Source organism: Streptomyces sp. NPDC001985 (assembly GCF_040296845.1).
Taxonomy (GTDB): Bacteria; Actinomycetota; Actinomycetes; order Streptomycetales; family Streptomycetaceae; genus Streptomyces.
Genome location: NZ_JBEOYB010000074.1, coordinates 1 through 23,834, shown reverse-complemented (window position 1 = coordinate 23,834; position 23,834 = coordinate 1). Strand labels below are relative to the sequence as shown.

Here is a 23,834-nt window from a genome sequence, read left to right as displayed (position 1 = left end):
CGGCGTCCACTCAACCGACAAGGAACCGGACATGACGGACAGGTTCGTCGCGGCGATCGATCAGGGCACCACCTCCAGCCGCTGCATCATCTTCGACCGGGACGGCGGGATCGTCGCCGTCGACCAGCGCGAGCACCGTCAGATCCTGCCCCGGCCCGGCTGGGTGGAGCACGACGCGACGGAGATCTGGAACACCGTGCGGGAGGTGGTCGCGGGGGCGCTGGCGAAGGCGGGCCTGGAGGCCGGCGGGATCAGCGCGCTCGGCATCACCAACCAGCGCGAGACCACCGTGCTGTGGGACCGGGCCACGGGGCGGCCGGTGCACCACGCGATCGTCTGGCAGGACACCCGTACCGCCGCGCTCTGTGCCGAACTGGGCGGCGACGCGGGCCAGGACCGCTTCCGGGAGGCCACCGGGCTGCCGCTGGCGAGCTACTTCTCCGGGCCCAAGGCCGCCTGGCTGCTGGAGCACGTGCCGGGGCTGCGCGAGCGGGCCGAGCGCGGCGAGATCGCGTTCGGCACCATGGACTCCTGGCTGATCTGGAATCTCACCGGGGGCCCGGAGGGCGGTGTCCATGTCACGGATGTGACCAACGCGTCCCGGACCATGCTGATGAATCTGCGCACCCTGGAGTGGGACCCGGAGATCCTCGACGCGATGCGGGTGCCCCGGGCCGTACTGCCGGAGATCCGCTCCTCGGCCGAGGTGTACGGGACGGCCGTGGGACCGCTCGCGGGGGTGCCGGTGGCCTCCGCGCTCGGCGACCAGCAGGCGGCGGTCTTCGGGCAGGCCTGCTACGAGGAGGGGACGGCGAAGAACACCTATGGCACGGGGAGTTTTCTGCTGCTGAACACCGGGGAGCGGCCCGTTCCGTCACGGAGCGGACTGATCACCACCCTGGGGTACAAGATCGGTGACGCCCGCCCGGTGTACTGCCTGGAGGGGTCGATCGCGGTCACCGGGTCCCTGGTGCAGTGGTTCCGCGACCAGTTGGGGATCATCCGTACCGCCGATGAGATCGAGACACTCGCGGAGAGCGTGGAGGACAACGGCGGCGCCTATGTGGTGCCCGCTTTCTCCGGGCTCTACGCGCCGTACTGGCGTGCCGACGCCCGGGGAGTCATCACCGGTCTGACCCGGTATGTCACCAAGGCGCATCTGGCACGGGCGGTGCTGGAGGCGACGAGCTGGCAGACCCGGGAGGTGGTGGACGCGATGTACGAGGACTCGGGGGTGCGGATCACCACGCTCAAGGTGGACGGCGGAATGACCGCGAACGGTCTGCTGATGCAGCACCAGGCGGATGTGCTGGGGGTGCCGGTGGTGCGGCCGAGGGTCTCCGAGACGACCTGTCTGGGCGCCGCGTACGCGGCGGGTCTGGCGACGGGTGTCTGGTCGGGGCTCGACGAGCTGACCTCGCACTGGCGGCGGGACGCGGAGTGGCAGCCCCGGATGGCGGCGGAGGTCCGGGAGCGGGAGTACGCGAACTGGCGCAAGGCGGTGGAGCGGAGCTTCGGGTGGGAGGAGGCCTGAGGCGGGCCGTCCGGGCCGGGCCAGGCGCCGGGCCAGGCGCCTGGCCCGGGGGTCCGTACCCCGGTGATCGGGGGTGCGGACCCCGGGCCGGGGCGTCCAGGGATACGGCCGGTTCCGGGGCGTCCAGGGATACGGCCGGTTCCGGGGCGTTCAGGGGTACGGCCGGTTCCGGGCGGGTGGCGCCTCAGGTGGACGCGGCCTCGCGGCGCTCTCCGCCGACCCGTTCCAGGGCGTGTTCCACCACCGCGACCAGCACCTCCTTGACCGACTCGCGCTCCCGGGCGTCGCACATCATCAACGGGACACCGGGGTCGAGGTCGAGTGCCGCCCTGACCGAATCGGCCGGGAAGCGGCCGGCGCCGTCGAAGCAGTTGACCGCGACGGTGAAGGGGATGCCCCGGCGTTCGAAGTAGTCGACGGCCGCGAAGGAGTCCTCCAGGCGGCGGGTGTCGGCGAGGACGACCGCACCGAGCGCGCCCTGGGCCAGTTCGTCCCAGAGGAACCAGAAGCGGTCCTGTCCGGGGGTGCCGAAGACATAGAGAACCAGGTCCTCGCGGAGGGTGATCCGTCCGAAGTCCATGGCGACGGTGGTCGTCGTCTTGCTCTCGACCCCCTCGGTGTCGTCCACCGGGCGGCCCACCTCGCTGAGCGTCTCCTCGGTGCGCAGCGGTCTGATCTCGCTGACCGCGCCCACCAGGGTCGTCTTTCCCACCCCGAAGCCACCCGCGACCAGGATCTTCAGGGTCACCGGCTCGACGGGCCGCCGGCTGCTAGAGCGCCCGAAGACCATTGATCACCTCGCGGAGAATATTCACGTCCGGCAGTTCTGCCGGCGGAACGGGACGGGTTACGTGGACGAGTGCGTCCTCGACCAGATCGCCGACCAGGACCCGCACCACCCCGACGGGGAGGTCGAGGCCGGCCGCCAGTTCGGCGATGGACTGCGGGCTGTCCTCACAGCGTTCGACGATCTCGACATGCTCGGGGGAGAGCGACTGGTCGTGGACCGGATGATCGGCGGCGGGCTCCGGCACGACCAGCGCGATGAGGTCCATCCGGTGCTGGGCCGTCACCCGGGTGCGCCCGCGGGTCATGGCGTACGGACGGACCACCGGGCCCGCCTCCGCGTCGAAGTAGTGGTGCGGATGCTGGGCGTGATGGGTCGATTCGCTCATACCGGAACCATCACCCTCCGGGGTGACCGGTCCGCGGCGCGGTGGCGAGGTGGACTCCGACCCGTTTGACCATGAGCGTCATCTCGTACGCCACCTGGCCGACGTCCGAGTCGGCGTCCGCGAGGACGGCCAGACAGCTGCCGTCACCGGCGGCGGTGACGAAGAGGAAGGCCTCATCGAGCTCCACGACGGTCTGCCGGACCCTGCCCGCGTCGAAGTGGCGGCCCACGCCCTTGGCGAGGCTGTGGAATCCGGAGGCGACGGCGGCGAGGTGCTCGCTGTCCTCCCGGGTCAGCTCGCGCGAGGTGCCGGTCGCCAGGCCGTCGCTGGAGAGGACCAGGGCCTTGTGGATGCTGCCGACCCGGTCGACCAGTTCGTCGAGCAGCCAGTTGAGCTCGCCTGCGGCCGTGCTCCCCGGGCGTCCCTGGGTGGTGTGTGCTGCGGCATGCGGTGCGGTCATCGACCGTCCCCCTCCGATGTCGTTCGTGGTGCGTTCTGGCCTGGGGCGGCGCCGGTGGTCCGGTCGGCGCTGTCGTCCCCGTCTGCGTTCTTGAGCCGGCCCCGCTGCCAGCCCCGCTGCATGGAGGCCATACGGCTGCGTACCTCCTCGGCGTCCCGTTCGGCTTCCTGGCCCGGGTCCTGGGACGGTGTGCGGTCGGCCGGGGCGCTCACCCTGAGCTGCGGGGCCAGATTGGCCTGGCGGACCCGGCGGGGCAGGCCGTCGATCGTCGCGGGGCCCCGGTCGGCGGCGGTGACGTGCGCCGGGGCGGGTGCGCCGGACGCGTGGCCGGGGCGCTGCGGGGGCTCCGGGGCGGAGCGGGTGCGTCCGGGCTCGTCGACCCGGCGGCCGTGGTCGGTGACGAGGGTCGGGGGCTTGCGGCGGGGCAGCGGCACGGGTCCTGCCATCCGTTCCGGCGCCGGGTCCGGCGCCTGCTGGTGCTGGTCGTCCGGGCCGGAGCGCCGGGCCGTGCGGGACCGGGCGCGGAAGATGGCGCCGTCGTCGAGACCCGCGAGGCCGCCGGGGCCGGTGAGGGTGTCGGGGTCCGTGAGGGATTCGGTTCCGCCGAGACCCAGGGGGTCGACAGGTCCGAGGGAGCTGACGGGTCCCAGGGGGCCGACGGGTCCGAGGGAGCTGACGGGTCCCAGGGGGCCGACCGGGCCCTCCAGTTCGACCGGGCCGTCGAGGAGCGGGGAGCCCTCCCGGCGGGCGGGGCCCTGGCCGTGGGCCTGGCCCGGTCCCTGGCCGGTGGGCGCGGGGAGCCGCGACAGTCCGGCGGTCTCCTGGACCGGACCTCCCGGGAAGCCCGCGTCCGCGGGACCGGGGAGTCCGGACAGTCCGCGCTCGGAGCCGGGATGGCCCCGCTCGGGGGAGGGAATTCCGGAGAGCCTGCCGTCCGGGCCGCGCCGGGACGCGGGCGGGTCGCTCTTGCGGTCGAGCCGGAAACCGGAGCCCTGCATCTCGGGTGCCTCGGTGAGCAGGGCCGCGGGGATGAAGACGACCGCGGTCGTCCCGCCGTACGGGGAGGGCTGGAGCGAGACTCTGACCCCCTGCCGCTGGGCGAGCCGGCTGACGACGAACAGACCGAGGCGGTCGGTGTCGGACAGCTCGAACTCGGGGGTCTCGGCGAGGCGGAGATTGGCGTCGAGCAGCAGCTCGGGGGCCATCCCGAGACCCCGGTCGTGGATCTCCAGGGTGAAGCCGTTGGCCACGCGCTCGCCGAGCACCTGAACGCCGGTGTGCGGGGGCGAGAACACCGTGGCGTTCTCCAGGAGCTCGGCGATGAGGTGGGTGAGGTCGGCGACGGCGGGGCCGCCGACGCCGATGCGGGGCAGTCTGCGGACCTCGATCCGCTCGTAGTCCTCGACCTCCGCGACCGCGGCGCGCACCACGTCCATGAGCTGGATCGGCTTGCGCCACTGGCGGGAGGGGGCGGCGCCGGAGAGGATGACCAGTCCCTCCGCGTGCCGCCGCATCCGGGTGGTCAGATGGTCGAGCCGGAAGAGGTCGGCCAGCTCCTCGGTGTCCTCGGTGCGCCGCTCCATGGCGTCCAGCAGGGTGAGCTGGCGGTGGAGGAGGACCTGGTTGCGGCGGGCGAGGTTGACGAAGACCTCGGAGACCCCGCGCCGCATGTCGGCCTGGCGGACGGCGGCCTCGACGGCGGCCCGCTGGAGGGTGTTGAGGGCCAGACCGGCCTGCCCGATCTCGTCCTTGTCGTACTCCAGCCGGGGGGCCTCGGTCTCCACGTCGACCTGCTCGCCCGCGGCGAGGCGGCGCATCACGCTGGGCAGCCGGACGCCGGAGACCTCATGGGCCTCCTTGCGCAGCCTGGAGAGGTCGCGGACCAGGTCGCGGCCGATGCGCACGGAGACGATGACGGAGACGAGCAGGGCGAGGAAGCCGAGGACTCCCGCGACGCCCGCCTGGACGAAGACGCCGTAGGCGGCGGGGTCGACCCGGTCCTGGTAGCGCTCGCCCGATGCCTTGGCCTCGCGGCGCAGTTCGTCGAGGACGGGGGTCGCGGCGGCCTGCCACTCGGCCAGCTCGGCGGGGCCCGCCGCGTTGACCCGGCCGGACTCGATGAGGCGGTCCTCGGCGGCGCGCAGGGGGGCGGTCTTGGGGCCGCGCCAGAGCTGGGTGTAGATGTCGCGCTCGCCCGCGGGCAGCGCCTCCAGGTTGATCTCGTAGTACAGCTCGCGGTGGGCGACGAGGTCGGAGAAGCGGCGGATCTCGGCGGTGGTGACCTGGCCCGTGGTGAGGGCGGAGGCCATGAGCGCGTCCTCGCGGGAGAGCATCTCGGAGGCGCGGGCGAGTCCGACGACGGCGCGGCCGTGGCGCTCGATGCTCACGTCGTGGACGGCGTGCAGGGTGCTCAGGAAGGTGAAGCAGGGGTGGAGAATCCGGTTGTAGTAGTCCAGCGCCTGGGCCCGGGAGACGGTGCCCGTCTCGACCGAGCGGCGCAGGGCGACGAGTCCGTCGAAGCCCTCGATGAGGGAGGCGAGTCTGCGCTCGGCGTCGGAGCGCAGATCGTCGCGGACCTCCTTCTTGGCCGCGTTCCTCTTGAGGACGGCGATGGTGCGGTCCGTCGCCCCGCGCTTCTCCCGCAGAGCGGGGAGGGCCTTGGAGGACCGGCGGTCGGCGAGGTAGATCAGCGTCTGCCGGCGCTCCTGCTGGATGACGTCGAGGGAGTCGACCATGGGGTGGCCGACTTCCTCGGTGATCGTCCCGACGTCCAGCAGATCATCGGCCTGCCGGCCGGTGAGAGCGGTGGCGAAGGCCCAGAGGGCGGTCAGGGAGAGCAGCGGCACCAGCAACAACGCCACGATCTTCCGGCGGATGGACTTCCCGCGAAAGCGCATGGCCTCCCCCTGCTCAACTCCGCCCGTTACAGGCGGTGTTCTCTCGGTCAACAAACGGCGCGAGCCTACTACTGTCACACAGACAACTCGAAGACACGTCCGGGCGATTTTCGGCCTGCCGGAGCTGCGTTGATCACAGGTTGTCCCGGTATTCAAGGAGTTGGCATTCGCGGTGTGTCACGGGGTGCCTGGTGGCCCGTCTTTTTCCGGACGGCGGGAGATGGCTGGAACTCTTCCCTCCAGGTCCGGGATGCGGGAATCATCCGGGCTCGTCATACGTCTTTGTTCACAGGGGCTGTGAGGGGCGGCGGAGCCGGTCCACCGGCCGGACCGGCGGGCCCGGTTCTCAACTGCTTCCGCCGTGGCGGCTGTTCGTTCCGCCGCGCGGGCGCGATCCCGGGTCCGCCGGGAGCGGGCCGGTCGCCTCCCGCGCGCCGTGGCACGGCGCCGGGTGGTGCCGTGGGCCGGAGTAAAGCAGTGGATTCCGGGCAGCCACCCTGAAGGCGGAAGGACCTGGGGGACGGGGAGTGAGAGGGACCATGGAAACGGATGAGCGTCGCGCGGACAGACCGGCGGGGCGTCCGTCGTTCGCGCCGGTGCGACGGCAGCTCTGGGTGGAGGAACCGACCGCGCGCCGCCGCATGGCCGATCCGGTCCGTACGGCGGCCGTCCGCGCGGTGCTCATCGTCTCTCTGACCTTGATTCAGGCGATGATCGCTTTTCTCTGCACCCTCGCGGGCTCCTGGCTGGCGTTTCCGATGGTGCTCAGCAGTGTCGCGAGCACGGTGGTCGCCACCTGGGGCGTCCTGGACGTCTGGGTGACCCGCCAGGTGTGGAACCAGCGCCACGGTGTGGTGTCGGAGCCGAGCAGCAGCGCCCGTGCCCTGCGGCGCGAGCGGCGCAGGGAGCGGCGTGCGGCCAAGGCGGCGGCGCGCAGGACCGCGCGTATACGGCGGCGGGGCCCGGGCCGGGGCGAGCCCGTCGCGCAGCGGGGCGCGGGGCGGCTGTCGGAGCTGTCCGAGGTGTGACACCGGCCGGCCCGGCGCACCCATCAGGTCCGCCGCCCGTCCGGGCCGGGCCCTGATGGGCGCCCGACCAGGGGACGGGCGGCGGACCGGGGCTAGCCGGGCTCGGGGGCGGTGAGGGTCTGGGAGCGCTTGAACATCCGGGTGGCGGTGATCTCGCCGTGGACGGTCTCGCCCGAGGGGTCCTGCTGCGGCAGACCGGGCCGCAGATGCTCCTCCACGCTGATGTACTTGAGCCCGGCCCTGAGGTCGGCGTCGTTGCGGAGCCGGATGACCAGGGGGAACTCGGCGAGGGCGGTGGTGTCGAAGAGGCCCGTCGTGTAGAGCAGCTGGACACCCAGGGCGTCGGAGACCGCCCGCTGGAGCTCCAGCAGATAGGTGGCGTTGGCCCGGCCGATGGGGTTGTCGAGGAAGAGCGTGCCGGCGTGGCGGTGGCGGTCACGGCCGCGGTCGTTGCTGCGGAGGGCCGCCATGGTGCAGTAGAGGGCGATGGCGGCGGTGAGCAGCTGACCCCCGGAGAAGACATCGCCCATCTGTCCGACGGGGACGCGCTCGGCGCGCAGGACCGCGTCGGGCTTGAGGATCTCCACGGCGATGCCCCGGGGTTCCAGGGCCGCCTGGACCCCGCGCAGCAGCAGGGACATGCCGTCCCTGCGCCCCTCGCCGTACGCCGCCGACGCGTTCTTGCGGACGGCGGCGCGGGTGGCCTCGTCGACGACCTCGCCGAGGCGCTCGGCCAGGGTCGCCTGGTCGGGTTCCTCGAAGCGAATCCGCAGGAACTCCTGGCCGGACCACTCCCCCAGGCCCTCGGGCAGCCGGGAGAGCCGCTGGGCCGAGCGGAGGGTGGCGAGCGCGGACTCCACCAGGCCGCGCAGCCGGTCGACGATGGTGTCGCGGTTGCGCTCCAGCTGCTGGAGTTCGTCGGTCAGCACCCGGAGCCGGGGAGCGAACGCCTCGGCCCACTTCGCGGCGTGTTCGGGCAGGGCGGCGGCGGGCAGTTCCCGGATCTGCTGGCGGGCGGGGGTGCGCACCTGTTCGTAGCGGGTGGAGTTGGCGTGGCGCACCAGGATGTCGCTCGCCTCGCGGACGGCGGCCTCCGCGCCGGAGAGGTCGGTGGCGCAGCCGCGCAGGGAGCGCCGGGCCTCGGCGGCCAGGTGGCGGGCCTCGGCGAGGTCGCCGGGGTAGGGCTCCGGGGGCTGTTCGGCTTCCTCATCGTCGTCGCGCTGCTCGCGCAGCAGGTCGCGGAGGAGGGCGGCGGTCTCGTCGAAGCCGCCGGCCGCGTCCTCGGCGGTCCGGTGGGCGTGGAGCAGGCCCGTGTGGGTGTCGCGGGCGGTGTCCAGGGCGTCCGTGCGCGCGGCGAGTTCGGTGGTGGCGCCGCGCAGCAGGGTCTGGGCGTGCCCGGCGTCGGAGGGGACGAGGTCGTCGGGGAGCGCGGTGTGGGTGTCGTCTCCGTCGGAGGGGGCGAGGCGCTCGGCCTCTCCGCGCAGCCGGCCGAGCTTCTCGCTGGCCTCGGACGCGCGGGTCTCCAGCATCTGGACGAGGGACTCGGCGCGGGCCGCCGCCGCCTGGCGGGAGGGGCCGTCGGCGCCGTCCGTGCCTTCGAGGAGGAGGGAGGCCCGGGTGCGGACCTTGTTGGTGAGCCGGTCCAGTTCGGCGAGTGCGGCGCTCTCGTCGCTCTCGGCGCGGGCCTGCTCGGCGCGGAGGTCGGCGCCGACGCCGACCTTCTCGTACAGCTGGGAGGCCGAGCGGTAGGCCTCGCGGAGGGCCGGCAGGGAGGTGCGGGGGGCGTCCGGGGCGGCGTCGGGCAGGGTCTCCGGGGCGCCGGCGATCTCGGCCCGCTCCGCGCGCAGGGCGCGGGCGGTGCGGCGGGCGTCGTCGCCCGCGCGCTGGGCGGCCCTGCGGTCCTCGTCGGCGGCCTTCGCCCGCTCCAGGCAGACGGTGGCGCGGGCCTCGGATTCGGCTGCCTCGTCGGCCAGTTCGCGGAGTTTCAGCTGCCAGCCGGCGCGCTCCCGGAGCCGGAACGCGAGGCCGGCGAGGGCGTCGGCGGCGCGGCGCGCGCGCTGGGCGGTCTCCTGCCGGTCGTCGCGGACGAGGGCGGCCTCGGCGGCGGCCGCGTCGGCCTCCGCGCGCAGGGCGCGGGCCTCGGTCAGCTGTGCCTGGGCCTCCTCGGCGGTGCGGCGGGCGGTCTCGGCGCCCTGGGCCAGTTCGGCGAGCATGCCGGGCGGGCAGTCGGCGCGCCAGGAGCCGATGCGCGCGGCGAGGGAGCGGTCTCCGGCGAGCCGGGCCGCGAGGTCGCGGATCTCCTCGTCGCGCGCGGTCGCGCGGGCGCGCAGCGACTGCCGCTCCTCGTCGGCGGCGTGCTCGTCGTGCATGGCGGGGTTCGGCGGTACGAGGAAGACCTGGGTGTCGTCGCCGGGGGCGGGCACCGGCGCGAGCAGGGCGGCCGCGGTGCCGACGGCGACGGTGGACCGGGGCAGCAGGGCGGCTCCGGCGAGGGCCTCGCGGGCGCGCAGATGCGAGGCGGGGTCGGTGATGACGACTCCGTCCACCAGCTCGGGGCGGGCGGCGAGGACGGCGGCGTGGTCGGCGGGGTCGACCGCCTGGGCGAGGTAGCGCCAGCCGGGGAGGGCGGGGATGCCCTGCTCGCCGAGGTATTCGACGGTGGCGAGGACATCGGGGCCGGGGGGCAGCAGGCCGCCGTCGCCGAGGGCGCCGAGGATGCGGGAGTCGTCGGCGGCGGCTGTGCGCAGGTCGAAGAGCTGGCGTTCGGCGGACGCGATGTACTGGTCGAGGAGTTCGCGCAGGTCGTCGGCGTAGCGGTCGAGTTCCTCGGCGGTGAGGGGGGTGTCGTCGGAGCGGGTGGGGCCGGTGGCCGGGGCGGTGGTGCCGGCGGGGTCGTCCGCCCCGGTCGCGGTGCCGCGCCGGGGGGAGGGCACGGGTGCGGCGGACGGGGCGGGCGGCAGGCTGAGCAGCTCCGCGAGGCGTCCGTTCTCCGCGATCGAGGCGGCGGCGCGGTGTTCGGCGGTGTGGGCGCGCTCCGCGGTGCGGGCGGCGTCGGCGGCCCGGGCGGCGGCCAGCTCCGCGCGGGTCTCGGCCGCTGCGGCCTCCTTGGCGCGCTCGGCGGTGACCCGGCCCGATGCGCGGGCGGTGTCCCAGGCCGCGACCGCTGTCCTCTCGGCGTCGCTGGCGGCGAGGGCGGCGCGCGCGGGGTCGGCGTCCGGTGCGGTGTCGTCGAGCCAGCCGGCCCGTACCGCTTCGGCGGTCTCCTGTTCGACCTCGGTGAGCCGCTGGCGGAGGTGGCCGATCTCGCTGCGGGCGCGCTGGGCCTCGGTCGCGGCGGCGGTGGCGTCCCGGTGGGAGGTCTCGCCGGTCTGCTGGAGGGTGGCGGAGCGCTCCTCGTGTTCGTTGGCGAGCCGTTCGCCGTCCTCGGCGGCGGCGTGGAGCGCGCGGACGAGATCGGCGGCGGCCCGGGCGCGGGCGGCGAGGGCGGGGGCGGCGTCCCGCTCGGCCTCGCGGATCGCGGCGGCGACCCGGGCCGAGCGGTCGGCGGCGGCGCGGTGCCGGAGCACGGCCTCGGCCGCCTGCCAGGCGGAGTGCAGGGTCCGGGCGTCGGTCAGCTCGCGGCGCTGGGCCGCCGCGCCCTTCTCGGCGGCCGTCAGGGCCAGTGAGGCGTGCCGGTAAGCCAGTTCGGCGGCGATGAGGGCGCTGTGGCCGCGGGCCTGTTCGGCTCCGGTGACCGTGTGGGCGGCGGCGGTGACCTGCTGGGCGAGATCGGCGGTGCGGGCGCGCTCGCCGGTGGCGCGGGCGGAGAGCCGGCGGGCGAGGGCGCGGGTGCGGCGCTCGGCGCCGGTGTGGATCTCCCGGGCACGGGCCCGGGCCTCGGCGGCTTCCACGATGCGGCCGAGCAGATCGACGGAGCCGGCCGTGAAGTCCCGTTCGGCGGTCAGTTCGGCGCGGCGGCCGAGCTTGTTGCCGAAGCTGCTGACGAGGTCGGCGAGGCCGTCGGTGTCCCGGGTGTCGGTGACGGCGCGCAGCAGCAGATCGGTGAAGTCGGAGTCCTTCTTGACCGCGAAGAGGCCGGCGGCCTCGCCCTCGTCGGCGTTCATCTCGCGCTGGTACCGGAAGAGCTCGGGGTCGAGGCCCAGCTCGCCGAGGTGTTCGTTCCAGCGGTCGTGGATCTCCTCCCAGGCGACGTCGAGGTGGGGGTACACCTTGCCGGCCTCGGTGATCGCGTCGCGGAAGCCCTTCATGGTGCGGCGGCGGCCCCGCGCGCCGGAGGCGCCCTCGGCCGGGGACCGTACGGCGGTGGCCTCGGCGACGGGGAGGGAGTCCAGGCTCAGTCCGGGGCCGGGGCGGAAGGAGTACCACGCCTCGGCGAACTTCCTCGGGTCGTTGGAGACCTGGCGGCCCCGCCATTCGCTGACCTTGCCGACGACGACCAGCTCGCCGGTGAGGGTGTGCTGCCACTCCAGGGCGACGTGCCCGCAGTCGTCGGCGAGGAGGAACTTGCGCAGGACGCCGGAGCTGGCGCCGCCCAGGGTGTTGCGGTGGCCGGGGAGCATCACGGAGAAGATCAGCTTCAGCAGGACGGACTTGCCGCCGCCGTTCTCCAGGAAGAGGACGCCCGCGGGGGCGGGCCGGCGGGGCGGGCCGACCGGCTCCTCCTCGAAGAACTCCGCCTGCGTGGGCGCGGGGTGGGGCACCGGCGCGCCGACTCCGCGCAGATCCAGCACGGTGTCGGCGTAGCGCGCACCGGCGGGCCCGATGGAGTAGAGGCGAACGCGGGACAACTCGTACATGGCGGCGGACTCTCGTGGTGGGTGGATCGCGCGGGACGCGGGGTGCGGTGCCGGACGGCGGGGTCAGGTGTGGAACGGGAGCCCGGCGTCGGCCACCAGCTCCAGGTCGTCCGCGTCGGACGGGGGGAGGAGGGTGGCGCTGCCGTCGCTGACGGGGACGACTCCGAGGTCGAGCAGTTCGGCCATGGCCGCGCTGCCCGCCATGTCGCGGACCTGGAGCTGGTAGCGGGCGGTGGTGCGGTAGGTGCCTCCCGCGTCGTCGCCGGTGCGCTGGAGGAAGCCGGATTCGGTGAGGAAGGCGACGGCCTTGCCGATGATGCCGGTGGTGGAGCCGGCGAGCCTGCGGGCGTCCTTGGTCGCGCCGGTGGCGCTGCGGCGGGCGTAGATCCGCCAGGCGGACTCCAGGCCGGGGGTGTCGGTGGCGGGGTCGGTGTTCTCGCCCTCCGTCGCGGCGCGCTCCTCCAGGCGGTGGCAGGCCTGCCGGACGAAGGCGTCGACGCCGTTCACGGTGACGCGGCCGATGTAGCCGTCGTCGGCGAGGTCCTCGGGGCGGGGGAAGGCCAGGGCGGCGACGGCGAGGTGGGCCAGGCCGTGGAGGAAGCGGTCGGCGGAGTCGGCGGCGGCGCGGCGGGCGTAGTCGCCCATGCGGACGGCGAAGACGGAGTCGTCTCCGGCGGCGAGGGCCATGCCGGCGCGGGGGGAGACTTCGAGGACGATGAGGCCGAGGCCGGTGGCGACGGCGTCGGCGACACGGGCGAAGCCGGGGTCCTCGCGGTAGCGGCGCAGCAGGTCGGCGTACTCCGCGTCGCGGGCGGGGAGCAGTTTGGGCTGGAGTCCGAAGGAGACCAGGCGGGCGGCGTCGGCCGCGTCCGGAGGGGTGAGGCGGCCGGGGGCGCCGGGGGCGGTGTCCGCGGGCGCCTCGGTGGTGGCCGGTTCACGCCAGGGGTCGCGCTCGGCGTGCTGGTCGGTCACTGGGGTGGCTCCTCGTCGTGGGGTGTCGGTCGGGGGCGGCGGGACGGGCGGCGGAGAGGGGGGTGGCGGAGGCGGCTCATCCGGCCTCCGCGCGGTCCGCCGTCATGCCCGCCGCGTCCAGCAGGGCCGTGCCGACGATCAGATCGGCGCCGCCGAACTCCCAGTCGTCGAGTGCGGTGCCGTCGTCGACGGCGAAGAGCAGCCGTTCCTCGCCCTGGCGGTAGGCGGTGCCGACCGGAGGGCTGGCGGCGTGGACGGCCAGCAGGGCCACCAGGTAGGGAAGTTCGCTGTCGCCGCCTCGGCGGGCCTCGGCGAGCAGCCCGGACAGCCTGCGGGGGGCGTCGTGCTCCAGGTCCAGCAGTTCCATGGCGCGGGCGAGCTGCTCCTCGCTGAAGCGGCTGTCGTCGGGGGTGGCGATCAGGTCCGGTTCGGGCATTTCGGCGCCCAGGTGCTCCCGTTCCACGGGCGGGGTGAGCAGCAGGTCCACCAGGTCGCCCACCCGTACGGACGAGGGGGTGCGCGGGCCGGTGCCCCGGGCGAAGAAGGCGTCGGTGACCCGGATCGCCGCGTCCAGGGGCAGTGGCAGCACGGGGGCCACCAGCTGTCCGTACAGATCGAGGCCGGTGCGGGTGGTGGGGCGGGCGAAGGCCTGGCGGTCCTGCTCGGCCCGGAAGAGCGGTCCGGCCTCCAGCAGCCGGGACTGGAGCTGGGTGTGGCGGCGGATGCAGTCCTTGACGATGTCGACCAGCTCGGCGGCGCGGCGCTTGTGCTCGGGGTCCTCCGCCTCGTCGCGCGCGCGGCGGATGTTCGTGAGGATCGCGTTCTCGTGGCGGTAGCGGTCGGCGACGTGGTCGAGGGCCTCGGCGATCATGTCGGGGACGGCGTTGAGCCAGTCGACGGCGCGGACGTTGCGGCGGGTGGCCTCCAGGGTCCGGCGCAGGGTCTCGGCGTACTGGACGGTGCGGTAGCGGGCCTGCTCGGCGGCGAGCTGGGCGTCCGCGAGCCGGCCGCGGCTGATGAGGACCTCCAGCTTGACCTCGGCGGCGATCTGGGCGCTGGTGACGTCGGTGTCGAGGGCGCCGACGAGGACGTTGACCGCCTCGTCGGTGGTGCGCAGGCAGACGCTGCCGCCGTAGCCGGGGACTTCCTCGATGAGCTTGAAGTCGTAGTCGCGGCGGGTGTAGACGCCGTCGGTGCCGAAGGTGCCGTAGACCGCGCGGAAGCCCCGGTCGACGCTGCCGACGTTGATCAGGTTCTCCAGCACCCAGCGGGCGACGCGCTCGTGCTCGGCGGCCGGGCGGCGCGGGGCCTGGGCGGCGATTCTGGGGAGCAGCCGGGTGACGACCTGGTCGTGGTCGGCGCCCGTGTCGAAGTCCATGTTCAGGGTGACGAGGTCGATGGCGGAGAGGGCGACCTCCGCCATCGCGTACACCGTGTACTCACCCGCGAGATTCGCCTTGCGGGCGTCCAGGTCGTGCAGCGGCGCGGTGCAGGCGAGCGCGCGGAGCCGCCGCGCCAGCCCTTCGTCGGCGGCCGGGCCCTGGGCGGGCCTCGGCCCCGCGCTGAGCTGGGGCGGAACGAATTCCGTCGAGGCAGGCGAAGTCACGCTGCACAGATTAGGTCCTCGCACTGACAACGGTCGAAACGGCGCGGAACGGCCCCGGTGGAGCCGCGCCGGGCACCGGGCCCAACCCCCGGAGAGGCGGGGGCGGCGGGGGCGGCACAGGCCCGTGGGCGGCGCGCGGGGCCCGAGGAGGCCGGGGCGGGGTACGGCGCGGCCGGGCGTACGGGAGCCGGCGGCGGGGTCCGGGCCGTATCTTGTGGATCTTGCCGGGCTCGCGTGCCCCGGGACCGCGCCTCGCCGCGCTGCCGCCGGTCGCCGGCGCTCCGCGTGGGCTTCTTCCTCCGCCTCGCGATCCACGGGCCCGGACCCCGCTCCCTGATCCGGCCCGGGTCCGGAAGGAACTCCCTAGGGGGTGTCGTCGTCCGTCACCAGATGGGCGTAGGTCTCCACCATCCGGGCGCGTGAGTCCTCCAGGTACTTCGCGAGGAGCTGTTCCGCCCCGGTGCGGTCGCCCGCCTTCAGCGCCTCCAGGATGGCCCGGTTCCGGACCAGGAAGGGCTGGTGGAGGCGGCGCGGGTCGTCGACGACATGGAAGGCCAGCCGCAGCTCCGCCAGCACGCCGCGCATCAGCTCGTCGGTGCGGGCGCTGCCGGCGAGGGCGACCAGTTCGCGGTGGAAGTGGATGTTGGCCGTGGAGACCCCTCGCCAGTCCTCCTCGCGCGCCGCTCTCTCGCCGCCGCTGACGGCCTCGTCGAGCGGGCCGAGCGCGTAGGGCGGATCGCCGAGGTCGTGGACCACGGCGCACTCGACGAGCTGCCGGGTGCGGTAGATGTCGGCGACGTCCTGGACCGCGAGCATCCGGACGAACACGCCCCGGTTGAGCCGGTGGACGAGCAGCCGTTCATGGGTGAGCAGCCGGAAGGACTCGCGCAGGGTGTTGCGCGAGACGCCGAGCGCCTTGCCGATGGCGTCCTCCGAGAGCCGCTCCCCCGGCTGGAAGTACCCTTCCGCGATCCGGGTGCGCAGGATGTCCGCGACCCGTTCCGCCGTGCTGGTGCGGCCCAGCAGGACGCGGTCGTCCGCCAGTCCGCCGAGTCCGTCGGCACGGTCGATCTCCGGCTCCGTCGTCCCCACGACACCCCTTTCCTCCCCGCCGCCGCCAAACCGGCGCACGGTGCTCATCGTAGAAGGAAGAACGAGCCAACGCGCCCCTTGTCGGATCGTTCAACGATCCTCTACCTTCGGCAGCACGGCACATTCCGGCAGCACCATCTCCCCTTCTGCGAGGTGCAGATGAGCACGGTCCACACAGAGCCGGACAAGGGCGGCTTGCACGAGGACGCGGGCGCCTTCGCCTGGCTCCGGGCCCTCGGCCCGCGAGGCCGGCGCGCCTTCGGCGGCGCGTTCGGCGGATACGCCCTCGATTCGTACGACTACTTCACCCTGCCGCTGAGCATGGTGGCGATCTCCGCGTACTTCAGCCTGAACAACGGGCAGACCGGGCTCCTCACCACGGTCACCCTGGTGGTGTCGGCGGTGGGCGGTGTTCTGGCCGGGATTCTCGCCGACCGGATCGGCCGGGTGAAGGCCCTGATGGTCACGGTGATCACCTATGCCGTGTTCACCGTGGCGTGCGGCTTCGCCCCCAACTACGAGACGCTGCTGGTCTTCCGCGCGCTCCAGGGCCTCGGCTTCGGGGGCGAGTGGGCCGTCGGCGCGATCCTGGTCGCCGAGTACGCCGGCGCCAAGCACCGGGGGCGCACCCTCGGTGCCGTGCAGAGCGCCTGGGCGGTCGGCTGGGGGCTGGCCGTGATCGTCTACACCCTGGTCTTCCAGTTCCTGGACGACGACATCGCCTGGCGGGTGCTGTTCTGGACGGGCGCGCTGCCCGCCCTGCTCGTCGTCTACCTGCGGCGCAATGTCAGCGACGCGCCGGAGGCCGCCGCCAAGCGCGCCGCCAGCGCCGTGCGCGGCTCCTTCTCCGCGATCTTCAAGAAGGACCTGCTGCGCACCACGGTCTTCGCGACCCTGCTCTCCACCGGTGTCCAGGGCGGCTATTACACCCTCGCGACCTGGGTGCCGACCTATCTGAAGACCGAGCGGGGGCTGACCGTGGTCGGCACCGGCGGGTATCTGGCGTTCCTGATATCCGGGGCCTTCATCGGCTATCTCACGGGCGGCTACCTCACCGACCGCATCGGCCGGAAGAAGAACATCGCCCTCTTCGCCGTCCTCTCGGCCTTCGGCATACTCGCCTACACCAGCCTGCCCTCGGGCGCCAACGGGCTGCTGCTGGTGCTCGGCTTCCCGCTGGGGTTCTGCATGTCGGCGATTTTCAGTGGTTTCGGCTCCTTCCTGAGCGAGCTGTATCCCGCCGCCGTGCGCGGCACCGGCCAGGGGTTCACCTACAACTGCGGCCGTGCGGTGGGGGCGTTCCTGCCGACTCTGGTGGGCTTCCTCTCGGACAGCTGGGGCGTCGGCGGCGCTCTGGTCCTCGGGGCACTGGGTTACGGTCTGGCCGGGGTGGCGCTGCTGGGTCTGCCCGAGACCCGGGGCAGGGAGTTGCTGTGATCCCGGTTCGGAACCCCGGCGGCGGCGCCGGGGTGCGGAGGAGGAGTACATGACCTGGGCGTCCATCGATCTCAACGCCGACCTCGGCGAGGGCTTCGGCCGCTGGCGGCTCACCGACGACGAGCAGTTGCTGTCCGTGGTCACCAGCGCCAATGTCGCCTGCGGCTTCCACGCCGGGGACGCGGTCACCATGCGACGGGTCTGCCGGCTGGCGGCCGAGCGGTCGGTGCGCATCGGCGCCCAGGTCTCCTACCGCGACCTGGCCGGCTTCGGCCGGCGCTCCATGGATGTGCCGGCGGACGAACTGTCCGCCGAGATCGCCTATCAGATCGGGGCCCTGGAGATCTTCGCCCGGGCCGCGGGGTCGCGGGTCTCCTATGTGAAACCGCACGGCGCGCTCTACAACCGGGTGGTCCACGACGAGGAGCAGGCCGGCGCCGTGGTCGACGGAGTGCTGCTGTCGGGCGAGCGGCTGCCGCTGCTGGGGCTGCCGGGCTCGAAGCTGCACACCATGGCGGAGAAGGCGGGGCTGCCCACCATCACGGAGGCGTTCGCGGACCGGGCGTACACCGCCGACGGCGGGCTGCTGCCGCGCGGCGAGGAGGGCGCGGTGCTCACCGATCCGGCGACCGTGGTCGAACGGTCGGTCAGCATGGCCCGGTTCGGGGTGATGACCGCGCACTGCGGCAGGAGTGTGCCGGTGCGGGCCCGCTCGCTCTGTCTGCACGGCGACACCCCGGGGGCGGTGACCCTGGCCGGGCGGGTCCGCCGTCAGCTGGAGGCCGCCGGGGTCCGGGTGGAGCCGTTCGTATGAACCCGGCCGACGGCCGCCCGGGCGAGCGGGCGGCGATGAGGGCGCTGCCGGTCGGCGACCGGGCGCTGCTGATCGAGCTGGCGGACGGGGAGACCGCCGGAGCGCTCCACGCCGAGCTGCTGCGCCGCCGTGCGGCGGGCACCCTTCCCGCCGTACGGGAGATGGTCCCCGCGGCCAGGACCGTGCTGCTCGACGGGCTCGACCACCCGTCGGGGTTCGCCCGGGAGGTGCTGGAGTGGAGGATTCCGCCGCTGCGGGAGCGGGCTGCGGAGGTGATCGAGGTGCCGGTCCGCTATGACGGCCCCGACCTGGCCGAGGTCGCGGCGCTGTGGGGGGTGAGCGAGGAGGAGGTGGTGGCGATCCACTCGGCGGTGGAGTTCAGAGTGGCCTTCTGCGGCTTCGCGCCCGGTTTCGGCTATCTCACGGGGCTGCCGCAGCGGTACGCGGTGCCGCGCCGGGCCACTCCCCGGACCTCGGTGCCCTCGGGGTCGCTGGGGCTGGCCGGCGCGTACACCGGTGTCTATCCCCGGTCGTCCCCCGGTGGCTGGCAGTTGATCGGCACCACGGAGCTGGAGCTGTGGGAGCCGGCGCGAAAGCCGGCGGCACTGCTGTCACCGGGTGTCCGGGTGCGGTTCGTCGTGGAGCCGGAGCACACAGCGGGGCGCCCCGAACAGCCCGGGCCGCGCGCACGGTCCACGGGGCCGGAGGGGCCCGAGCGGCGGCGGGGCCGTGAGCCGGTCGTGGGCCGATGACGGACCGCGCCATCGCGGTGGTCCGGGCCGGTGCGCTGACCACCGTGCAGGACGCGGGGCGTCCCGGCCACGCGCACCTCGGGGTTCCGCGCTCGGGAGCGCTCGACCCCGGTGCCGCGGACCTCGTCAACCGGCTGGTCGGCAACCCGGAGGGCACGGCGGTGCTGGAGACCACCCTCAGCGGCTGCGCGGTACGGCCCCGGCGCACGGTGGTCGCGGCGGTCGGCGGGGCACCGTGCCCGGTCACCGTCGACGGGCGGCCCGTGGCCTGGGGGGCGCCCGTGCGCGTGCCCGCCGGGGCCGTGCTCGACGTGGGGTGGGCCACCGCCGGGGTGCGCGGCTACATCGGGTTCGCGGGGGGTGTCGGGGTCGATCCGGTGCTCGGGAGCCGGTCCACCGATCTGCTCTCGGGCCTCGGTCCGCCGCCGCTGGAGGACGGCGCCGTGCTGCCCCTGGGCGCGCCGGCCGGACCGCCCGCGCGGGTGGACGGGCCCGTTCCGTGGCCCGCGCCACCCGCTGAGCTGGTGCTCCGGACGCGGTGGGGACCGCGGGCCGACTGGTTCACCCCCGGGGCGCTGCGGATGTTCACCACCGCCGGTTACCGGGTGTCGGCCGCGAGCAACCGCATCGGGCTGCGGACGGCGGGCCCGGTGCTGGAGCGGTCGCGCGGTGCGGAGCTGCCCAGCGAGGGCATGGTGCTGGGGGCGGTGCAGGTGCCGCCGGACGGCTGTCCGGTGATCTTTCTCGCCGACCATCCGACGACGGGCGGCTATCCGGTGATCGCGGTCGTCGACGGGCGGGATCTCGCGGCGGCGGCCCAGGCGGTGGCGGGGACCCCGGTGCGCTTCGTCCCTCTGGGGTGACGGCCCGGACTCCGTGGCCCGGGGCGGGAGACGGGCGGGGCCCGGGGCGGGTCAGAGGGGTGGCGGGCCGTAGCCGCCGCCGCCCGGCGTCTCCATGACGAGCACATCCCCGGGCCCGACCTCGGCGGAGTCGACTCCGTCCAGTGGGGTCACCTCACCGTCCGCCCGCTCCAGGGTGTTCCTGCCGAGGGCCCCCGGGCTGCCGCCGGCCATGCCGTAGGGCGCGACGCGCCGGTTCCCGGTCAGCAGGGTCACCGTCATCGGCTCCAGGAAGCGCAGCCGCCGTACGGTTCCGGCGCCGCCGGGCCAGCGGCCCGTACCGCCGCTCCCGTGCCGGACCGAGAAGGCGTCGACGCGCACCGGACAGCGCCATTCCAGGACTTCGGGGTCGGTGAGGCGGGAGTTGGTCATATGGGTCTGGACGGCGTCCGTGCCCGGGAAGCCGTCGCCGGCGCCGGAGCCGCTCGCCACCGTCTCGTAGTACTGCACCCGGTCGTTGCCGAAGGTCAGATTGTTCATGGTGCCGGCCCCCTCGGCCTGGACGCCGAGCGCCGCGTACAGCGCTCCGGTGACGGCCTGGGAGGTCTCCACATTGCCGGCGACGGTGGCGGCGGGGAACGCGGGCGCGAGCATGGAGCCCTCGGGGACCCGCACCTCCAGGGGTTCCAGGCAGCCGCTGTTGAGCGGGATGTCCTCGCCGACCAGGGTCCGGAAGACATAGAGCACCGCCGCCATCACCACCGAGGTGGGTGCGTTGGCGTTGCCGGGCTGCTGCGGGGAGGTGCCGGTGAAGTCGATGAGGGCGCCGCGCCGGGCGCGGTCGATCCGCAGGGCCACGCGGATGACCGCGCCGCCGTCGGTCTCGTACCGGTACTCGCCGTCGCGCAGCCCGGCGACCAGCCGGCGGACCGACTCCTCCGCGTTGTCCCGCACATGGCGCATATAGGCGTGGACGACATCGAGACCGAACTGGTCGGCCATGCGGCGCAGTTCCGTGATGCCCTTCTCATTGGCGGCGATCTGGGCCCGCAGATCGGCGATGTTGAGATCGGGCGCGCGGGAGGGGTGGGCCGCGCCGGTGAGGAGTTCGCGGGTCTCGCGCTCGCGCAGCCGGCCGTCCCGGACCAGCAGCCAGTTGTCGAAGAGGACGCCCTCGTCCTCGATGGTCCGGCTGAAGGCGGGCATGGAGCCGGGGGTGATCCCGCCGATCTCGGCGTGGTGACCGCGCGACGCCACCAGGAAGAGCAGTTCGGCCCCCCGGGCGGCGGCGGGGGCCGGGGCAGGGGCCGGGCCGGAGTCGGGGGCCGGGCCGAAGACCGGGGTCACCACGGTCACATCGGGCAGATGGGTGCCGCCGTGGTACGGATCGTTGATCGCGTACACATCCCCGGGGCGCAGCCGGTCGCCGTTGCGGCGCAGCACCTCCTTGATCGACTCCCCCATCGAGCCGAGGTGGACCGGGATGTGGGGGGCGTTGGCGATGAGATTGCCCTCGGGGTCGAAGAGGGCGCAGGAGAAGTCGAGCCGCTCCTTGATGTTGACGGAGTGGGCGGTGTTCTCCAGGCGTACGCCCATCTGCTCGGCGATGGACATGAAGAGGTTGTTGAACACCTCCAGGAGGACGGGGTCGACCTCGGTGCCGGCCGCGACCCGGTCGGGGCGGGGCAGGACGCGGGTGAGCAGCAGATGGCCCTGCGGGTGGACCCGGGCGCGCCAGCCGGGGTCGACGACGGTCGTGGCGTCGGCCTCCGCGATGATCGCGGGTCCGTCGACCCCGTCGCCCGGCCCGAGGCCGGCCCGCTGGTGAAGAGGGATTTCCCGCTCCGCGCCGTCGACGAACATGGTGACGGGGGTGGGCGGCGTGGACTCGCCACCGGGCGGGTCGTCTTCCGGGGATTCCGCGAGCTTCGCGGAGTCCGCGGGCTTAGCGGAGTCCGCGGGTTTAGCGGGCTTCACGGAGTCCGCGGGCTCCACGGGGCCTCCGGCTTCCTCGGGGCCGTCCGGCGACGGGCCGCCCACCGCCTCCACCGACACGGCCTCCACCACGAGGGGCTTCTCCATGGTGAACGCGTAACGGGCCCGGTGGGCCGATGCGAAGGCGTCCTTCATCGCGGGGACGGTGTCCAGCGGTACGGGCAGGCTCGCGTCCGTGCCCGCGTAGCGGAGCAGCACCCGGGCCCGGGTGGTGATCGCGTCCTCGGGGATGCCGTCGGCCCGCAGCTCCGCGCGGGTGCGGGCGGCGAGCCGCTCGCACAGGTCGCGGACCCGGGCGAGGGAGCACTCGTCGAGTTCGGCCTCCACGGACTGTTCGCGCATGGCGGTGGCGTCGGCGAGCCCGATGCCGTACGCGGAGAGCACCCCGGCGAGCGGCGGTACGAGGACGGTGTCGACGCCGAGGGCGTCGGCGACCGCGCAGGCGTGCTGTCCGCCCGCGCCCCCGAAGGAGTTGAGGGCGTAGCGGGTGATGTCGTGCCCGCGCTGGACGGAGATCTTCTTGACCGCGTTCGCCATATTGAGCACGGCGATCTCCAGGAAGCCCGAGGCGACCTCCTCGGGGGTGGGCGTGGTTCCGGTCTCCGTACCGATCCGGCGGGCGAGCGCGGTGAAGCGCTCGCGCACGGTACGGGCGTCCAGCGGCTGGTCGCCGCCCGGTCCGAAGACGGCGGGGAAGTGGGCGGGCTGGACACGGCCCAGCATCACATTGGCGTCGGTGACGGTGAGGGGGCCGCCGCGCCGGTAGCAGGCGGGGCCGGGGTCGGCGCCCGCGGAATCGGGGCCGACGCGGTAGCGGCGGCCGTCGAAGTGGAGTACGGAGCCGCCGCCCGCGGCGACGGTGTGGATGTTCATCATGGGCGCGCGCATCCGTACGCCCGCGACCCGGGTGTCCAGTTCGCGTTCGAACTCGCCCGCGTAGTGCGAGACATCGGTGGAGGTGCCTCCCATGTCGAAGCCGATGACCCGGTCGAATCCGGCCTGGGCCGCGGTGCGCGCCATGCCGACGACCCCGCCGGCCGGGCCGGAGAGCACGGCGTCCTTGCCCCGGAAGTGTGCGGCCTCGCGCAGACCGCCGTTGGACTGCATGAACATCAGGCGGATGCCGTCGAGTTCGCCGGCGATGCCGTCCACGTACCGGCGCAGGACCGGGGAGAGATAGGCGTCCACGACGGTGGTGTCGCCGCGCGGGATCAGTTTGATCAGAGGGCTGACCTCGTGGGAGCAGCTGATCTGGGTGAATCCGAGGTCGTGGGCGGCCTCGGCGACCCGCGTCTCGTGCGCGGGGTGCCGGTAGCCGTGCATCAGGACGACGGCCGCGCTGCTGAAGCCGTCGGCGCGGGCCCGGCGGAGCTGTTCGGTGACCCGGGGCAGATCGAGCGGACGGACGACGGCGCCGTGGGCGTCGACGCGCTCGGGTACCTCGATGACGCGTTCGTACACCGCTTCGGGGAGCACGATGTGGCGGTCGAAGATCCGGGGCCGGTTCTGGTAGGCGATCCGCAGGGCGTCGCGGAAGCCCTCGGTGATGAGGAGGACGGTCGGCTCGCCGCGCCGCTCCAGGAGGGCGTTGGTGGCGACGGTGGTGCCCATCCGGACGCTCGCGACCCGGTCGGCGGGGACGGGGGCGTCCGGTCCGGTGCCCAGGAGCAGCCGGATTCCGGCGACGGCGGCGTCCCGGTAGCGGTCGGGGTCGTGCGAGAGCAGCTTGCGGGTGACGAGCCGCCCGTCGGGCCGCCGCCCGACGATGTCGGTGAACGTGCCGCCTCGGTCGATCCAGAACTCCCAGCGCCCGGTCATGCCCTCCATTCTGGCAAGCGAAGCGGCTACGGACCCGGTGAGCGGGGGGCCTCGCGGGGGCGGGGGACCTCGCGGGGGCGAGCGGGCGGGGGCGGGCGAGCGGGCGGGGGCGGGGGACCTCGCGGGGGCGGGCGAGCGGGCGGACCGGACCGCGCCGGGGGCGGGGATGCCGCCGTGCGGGCGGGCCGGTGCGCCCTCGCGTACGGGTGGGGAGGGGTGGGTGCCGCCTCGCGCCCGGCCCGGGAGTCGCCCCCCGCCTCGGGCGCGCGGCGGCGGGGGCTGTGGTCCGGCGCGGCCTCCGGCTCTCGCACGCCCGGGCGTTCCGCACGGAAGGGGAGGGGGTGGTCCCGTGCGGAAGGCGACGCAGGGGGTGGTGTCGGAGGACCGCGCGCGTCGGGCCGGCCCCGGCCCCGGTCCCGGCTCGGTGCTCCCAGCACGCCGTACGCGACACGCCGTGCCTGGCGGCCCGCACCCTGCGCGCCGCACGCCACGGACCCGGGGCAGCGCGCCGTACCCGACCAGCCGTACCCGACCAGCCGTACCCGACCAGCCGTACCCGACCAGCCGTACCCGACCAGCCGTACCCGACCAGCCGTACCCGACCAGCCGTACCCGA

Annotated in this window: 15 protein-coding genes; 6 read left to right on the top strand and 9 right to left on the bottom strand. The window is 74.2% G+C overall.

Going from position 1 to position 23,834, the window contains the following annotated elements; all coding sequences use genetic code 11:
- Positions 1–31: 31 nt before the first annotated feature.
- Complete coding sequence (gene glpK / locus ABT122_RS27235) at positions 32–1,534, top strand: glycerol kinase GlpK (RefSeq protein ID WP_351557623.1); 1,503 nt, start codon at positions 32–34, stop codon at positions 1,532–1,534.
- A gap of 184 nt (positions 1,535–1,718) precedes the next feature.
- Here glpK and ABT122_RS27230 read toward each other — a convergent pair whose 3' ends face one another.
- Genes ABT122_RS27230 through ABT122_RS27215 form a run of 4 tightly spaced genes read right to left on the bottom strand, consistent with a single transcriptional unit; the run spans position 1,719 to position 6,066 of the window.
- Positions 1,719–2,324 carry a GTP-binding protein gene (locus ABT122_RS27230; protein ID WP_351557620.1) on the bottom strand — a complete coding sequence of 202 codons (606 nt, stop codon included), beginning with the start codon at positions 2,322–2,324 and terminating at the stop codon, positions 1,719–1,721.
- Positions 2,305–2,709: a DUF742 domain-containing protein gene (locus ABT122_RS27225; RefSeq protein ID WP_351557617.1), complete on the bottom strand. Its 405-nt coding sequence runs from the start codon at positions 2,707–2,709 to the stop codon at positions 2,305–2,307. Before ABT122_RS27225 ends, ABT122_RS27230 begins: the two co-directional genes overlap by 20 nt.
- 10 nt (positions 2,710–2,719) lie before the next feature.
- Entirely contained in the window at positions 2,720–3,169 is a 450-nt protein-coding gene (locus ABT122_RS27220; RefSeq protein ID WP_351557614.1) for a roadblock/LC7 domain-containing protein, read from the bottom strand.
- On the bottom strand, positions 3,166–6,066 hold the full coding sequence (locus ABT122_RS27215; protein ID WP_351557611.1) for a nitrate- and nitrite sensing domain-containing protein: 2,901 nt from the start codon (positions 6,064–6,066) through the stop codon (positions 3,166–3,168). The genes ABT122_RS27220 and ABT122_RS27215 overlap by 4 nt, the downstream gene beginning before the upstream one ends.
- Positions 6,067–6,605: 539 nt before the next feature.
- On the opposite strand from ABT122_RS27215, the gene ABT122_RS27210 reads away from it, so the two are divergent.
- Entirely contained in the window at positions 6,606–7,094 is a 489-nt protein-coding gene (locus ABT122_RS27210) for a hypothetical protein (protein ID WP_351557608.1), read from the top strand.
- Positions 7,095–7,186: 92 nt separating this feature from the next.
- Here the strand turns inward: ABT122_RS27210 and ABT122_RS27205 are convergent, their stop codons facing one another.
- The 4 genes from ABT122_RS27205 to ABT122_RS27190 all read right to left on the bottom strand — a co-directional run bounded on the left by ABT122_RS27205 (position 7,187) and on the right by ABT122_RS27190 (position 15,560).
- Positions 7,187–11,890 carry a hypothetical protein gene (locus ABT122_RS27205; protein WP_351557606.1) on the bottom strand — a complete coding sequence of 1,568 codons (4,704 nt, stop codon included), beginning with the start codon at positions 11,888–11,890 and terminating at the stop codon, positions 7,187–7,189.
- 63 nt (positions 11,891–11,953) lie between these two features.
- Complete coding sequence (locus tag ABT122_RS27200; RefSeq protein WP_351557604.1) at positions 11,954–12,862, bottom strand: hypothetical protein; 909 nt, start codon at positions 12,860–12,862, stop codon at positions 11,954–11,956.
- A gap of 76 nt (positions 12,863–12,938) precedes the next feature.
- The gene (locus ABT122_RS27195) at positions 12,939–14,468 is read right to left on the bottom strand and encodes a hypothetical protein (protein ID WP_351557601.1); all 1,530 of its coding nucleotides are present in this window, start codon (positions 14,466–14,468) and stop codon (positions 12,939–12,941) included.
- 363 nt (positions 14,469–14,831) lie between these two features.
- Entirely contained in the window at positions 14,832–15,560 is a 729-nt protein-coding gene (locus tag ABT122_RS27190) for a GntR family transcriptional regulator (protein WP_351557656.1), read from the bottom strand.
- 159 nt (positions 15,561–15,719) lie between these two features.
- Here ABT122_RS27190 and ABT122_RS27185 point away from each other — a divergent pair, with 159 nt between their 5' ends.
- The 4 genes from ABT122_RS27185 to ABT122_RS27170 are packed head-to-tail and all read left to right on the top strand — an operon-like array spanning position 15,720 to position 19,426.
- Positions 15,720–16,997, top strand: a complete 1,278-nt coding sequence (locus ABT122_RS27185; protein ID WP_351557598.1) for an MFS transporter — start codon at positions 15,720–15,722, stop codon at positions 16,995–16,997.
- Positions 16,998–17,046: 49 nt separating this feature from the next.
- Positions 17,047–17,811 (top strand): LamB/YcsF family protein, encoded by a 765-nt coding sequence (locus ABT122_RS27180; protein ID WP_351557595.1) that lies wholly within the window; start codon positions 17,047–17,049, stop codon positions 17,809–17,811.
- A gap of 35 nt (positions 17,812–17,846) precedes the next feature.
- Positions 17,847–18,563 carry a 5-oxoprolinase subunit PxpB gene (pxpB, locus tag ABT122_RS27175; RefSeq protein WP_351557653.1) on the top strand — a complete coding sequence of 239 codons (717 nt, stop codon included), beginning with the start codon at positions 17,847–17,849 and terminating at the stop codon, positions 18,561–18,563.
- Positions 18,560–19,426, top strand: a complete 867-nt coding sequence (locus ABT122_RS27170) for a 5-oxoprolinase subunit C family protein (protein ID WP_351557592.1) — start codon at positions 18,560–18,562, stop codon at positions 19,424–19,426. Before pxpB ends, ABT122_RS27170 begins: the two co-directional genes overlap by 4 nt.
- 51 nt (positions 19,427–19,477) lie before the next feature.
- Here the strand turns inward: ABT122_RS27170 and ABT122_RS27165 are convergent, their stop codons facing one another.
- Complete coding sequence (locus ABT122_RS27165; RefSeq protein WP_351557589.1) at positions 19,478–23,218, bottom strand: hydantoinase B/oxoprolinase family protein; 3,741 nt, start codon at positions 23,216–23,218, stop codon at positions 19,478–19,480.
- Between the last annotated feature and the right edge of the window lie 616 nt (positions 23,219–23,834).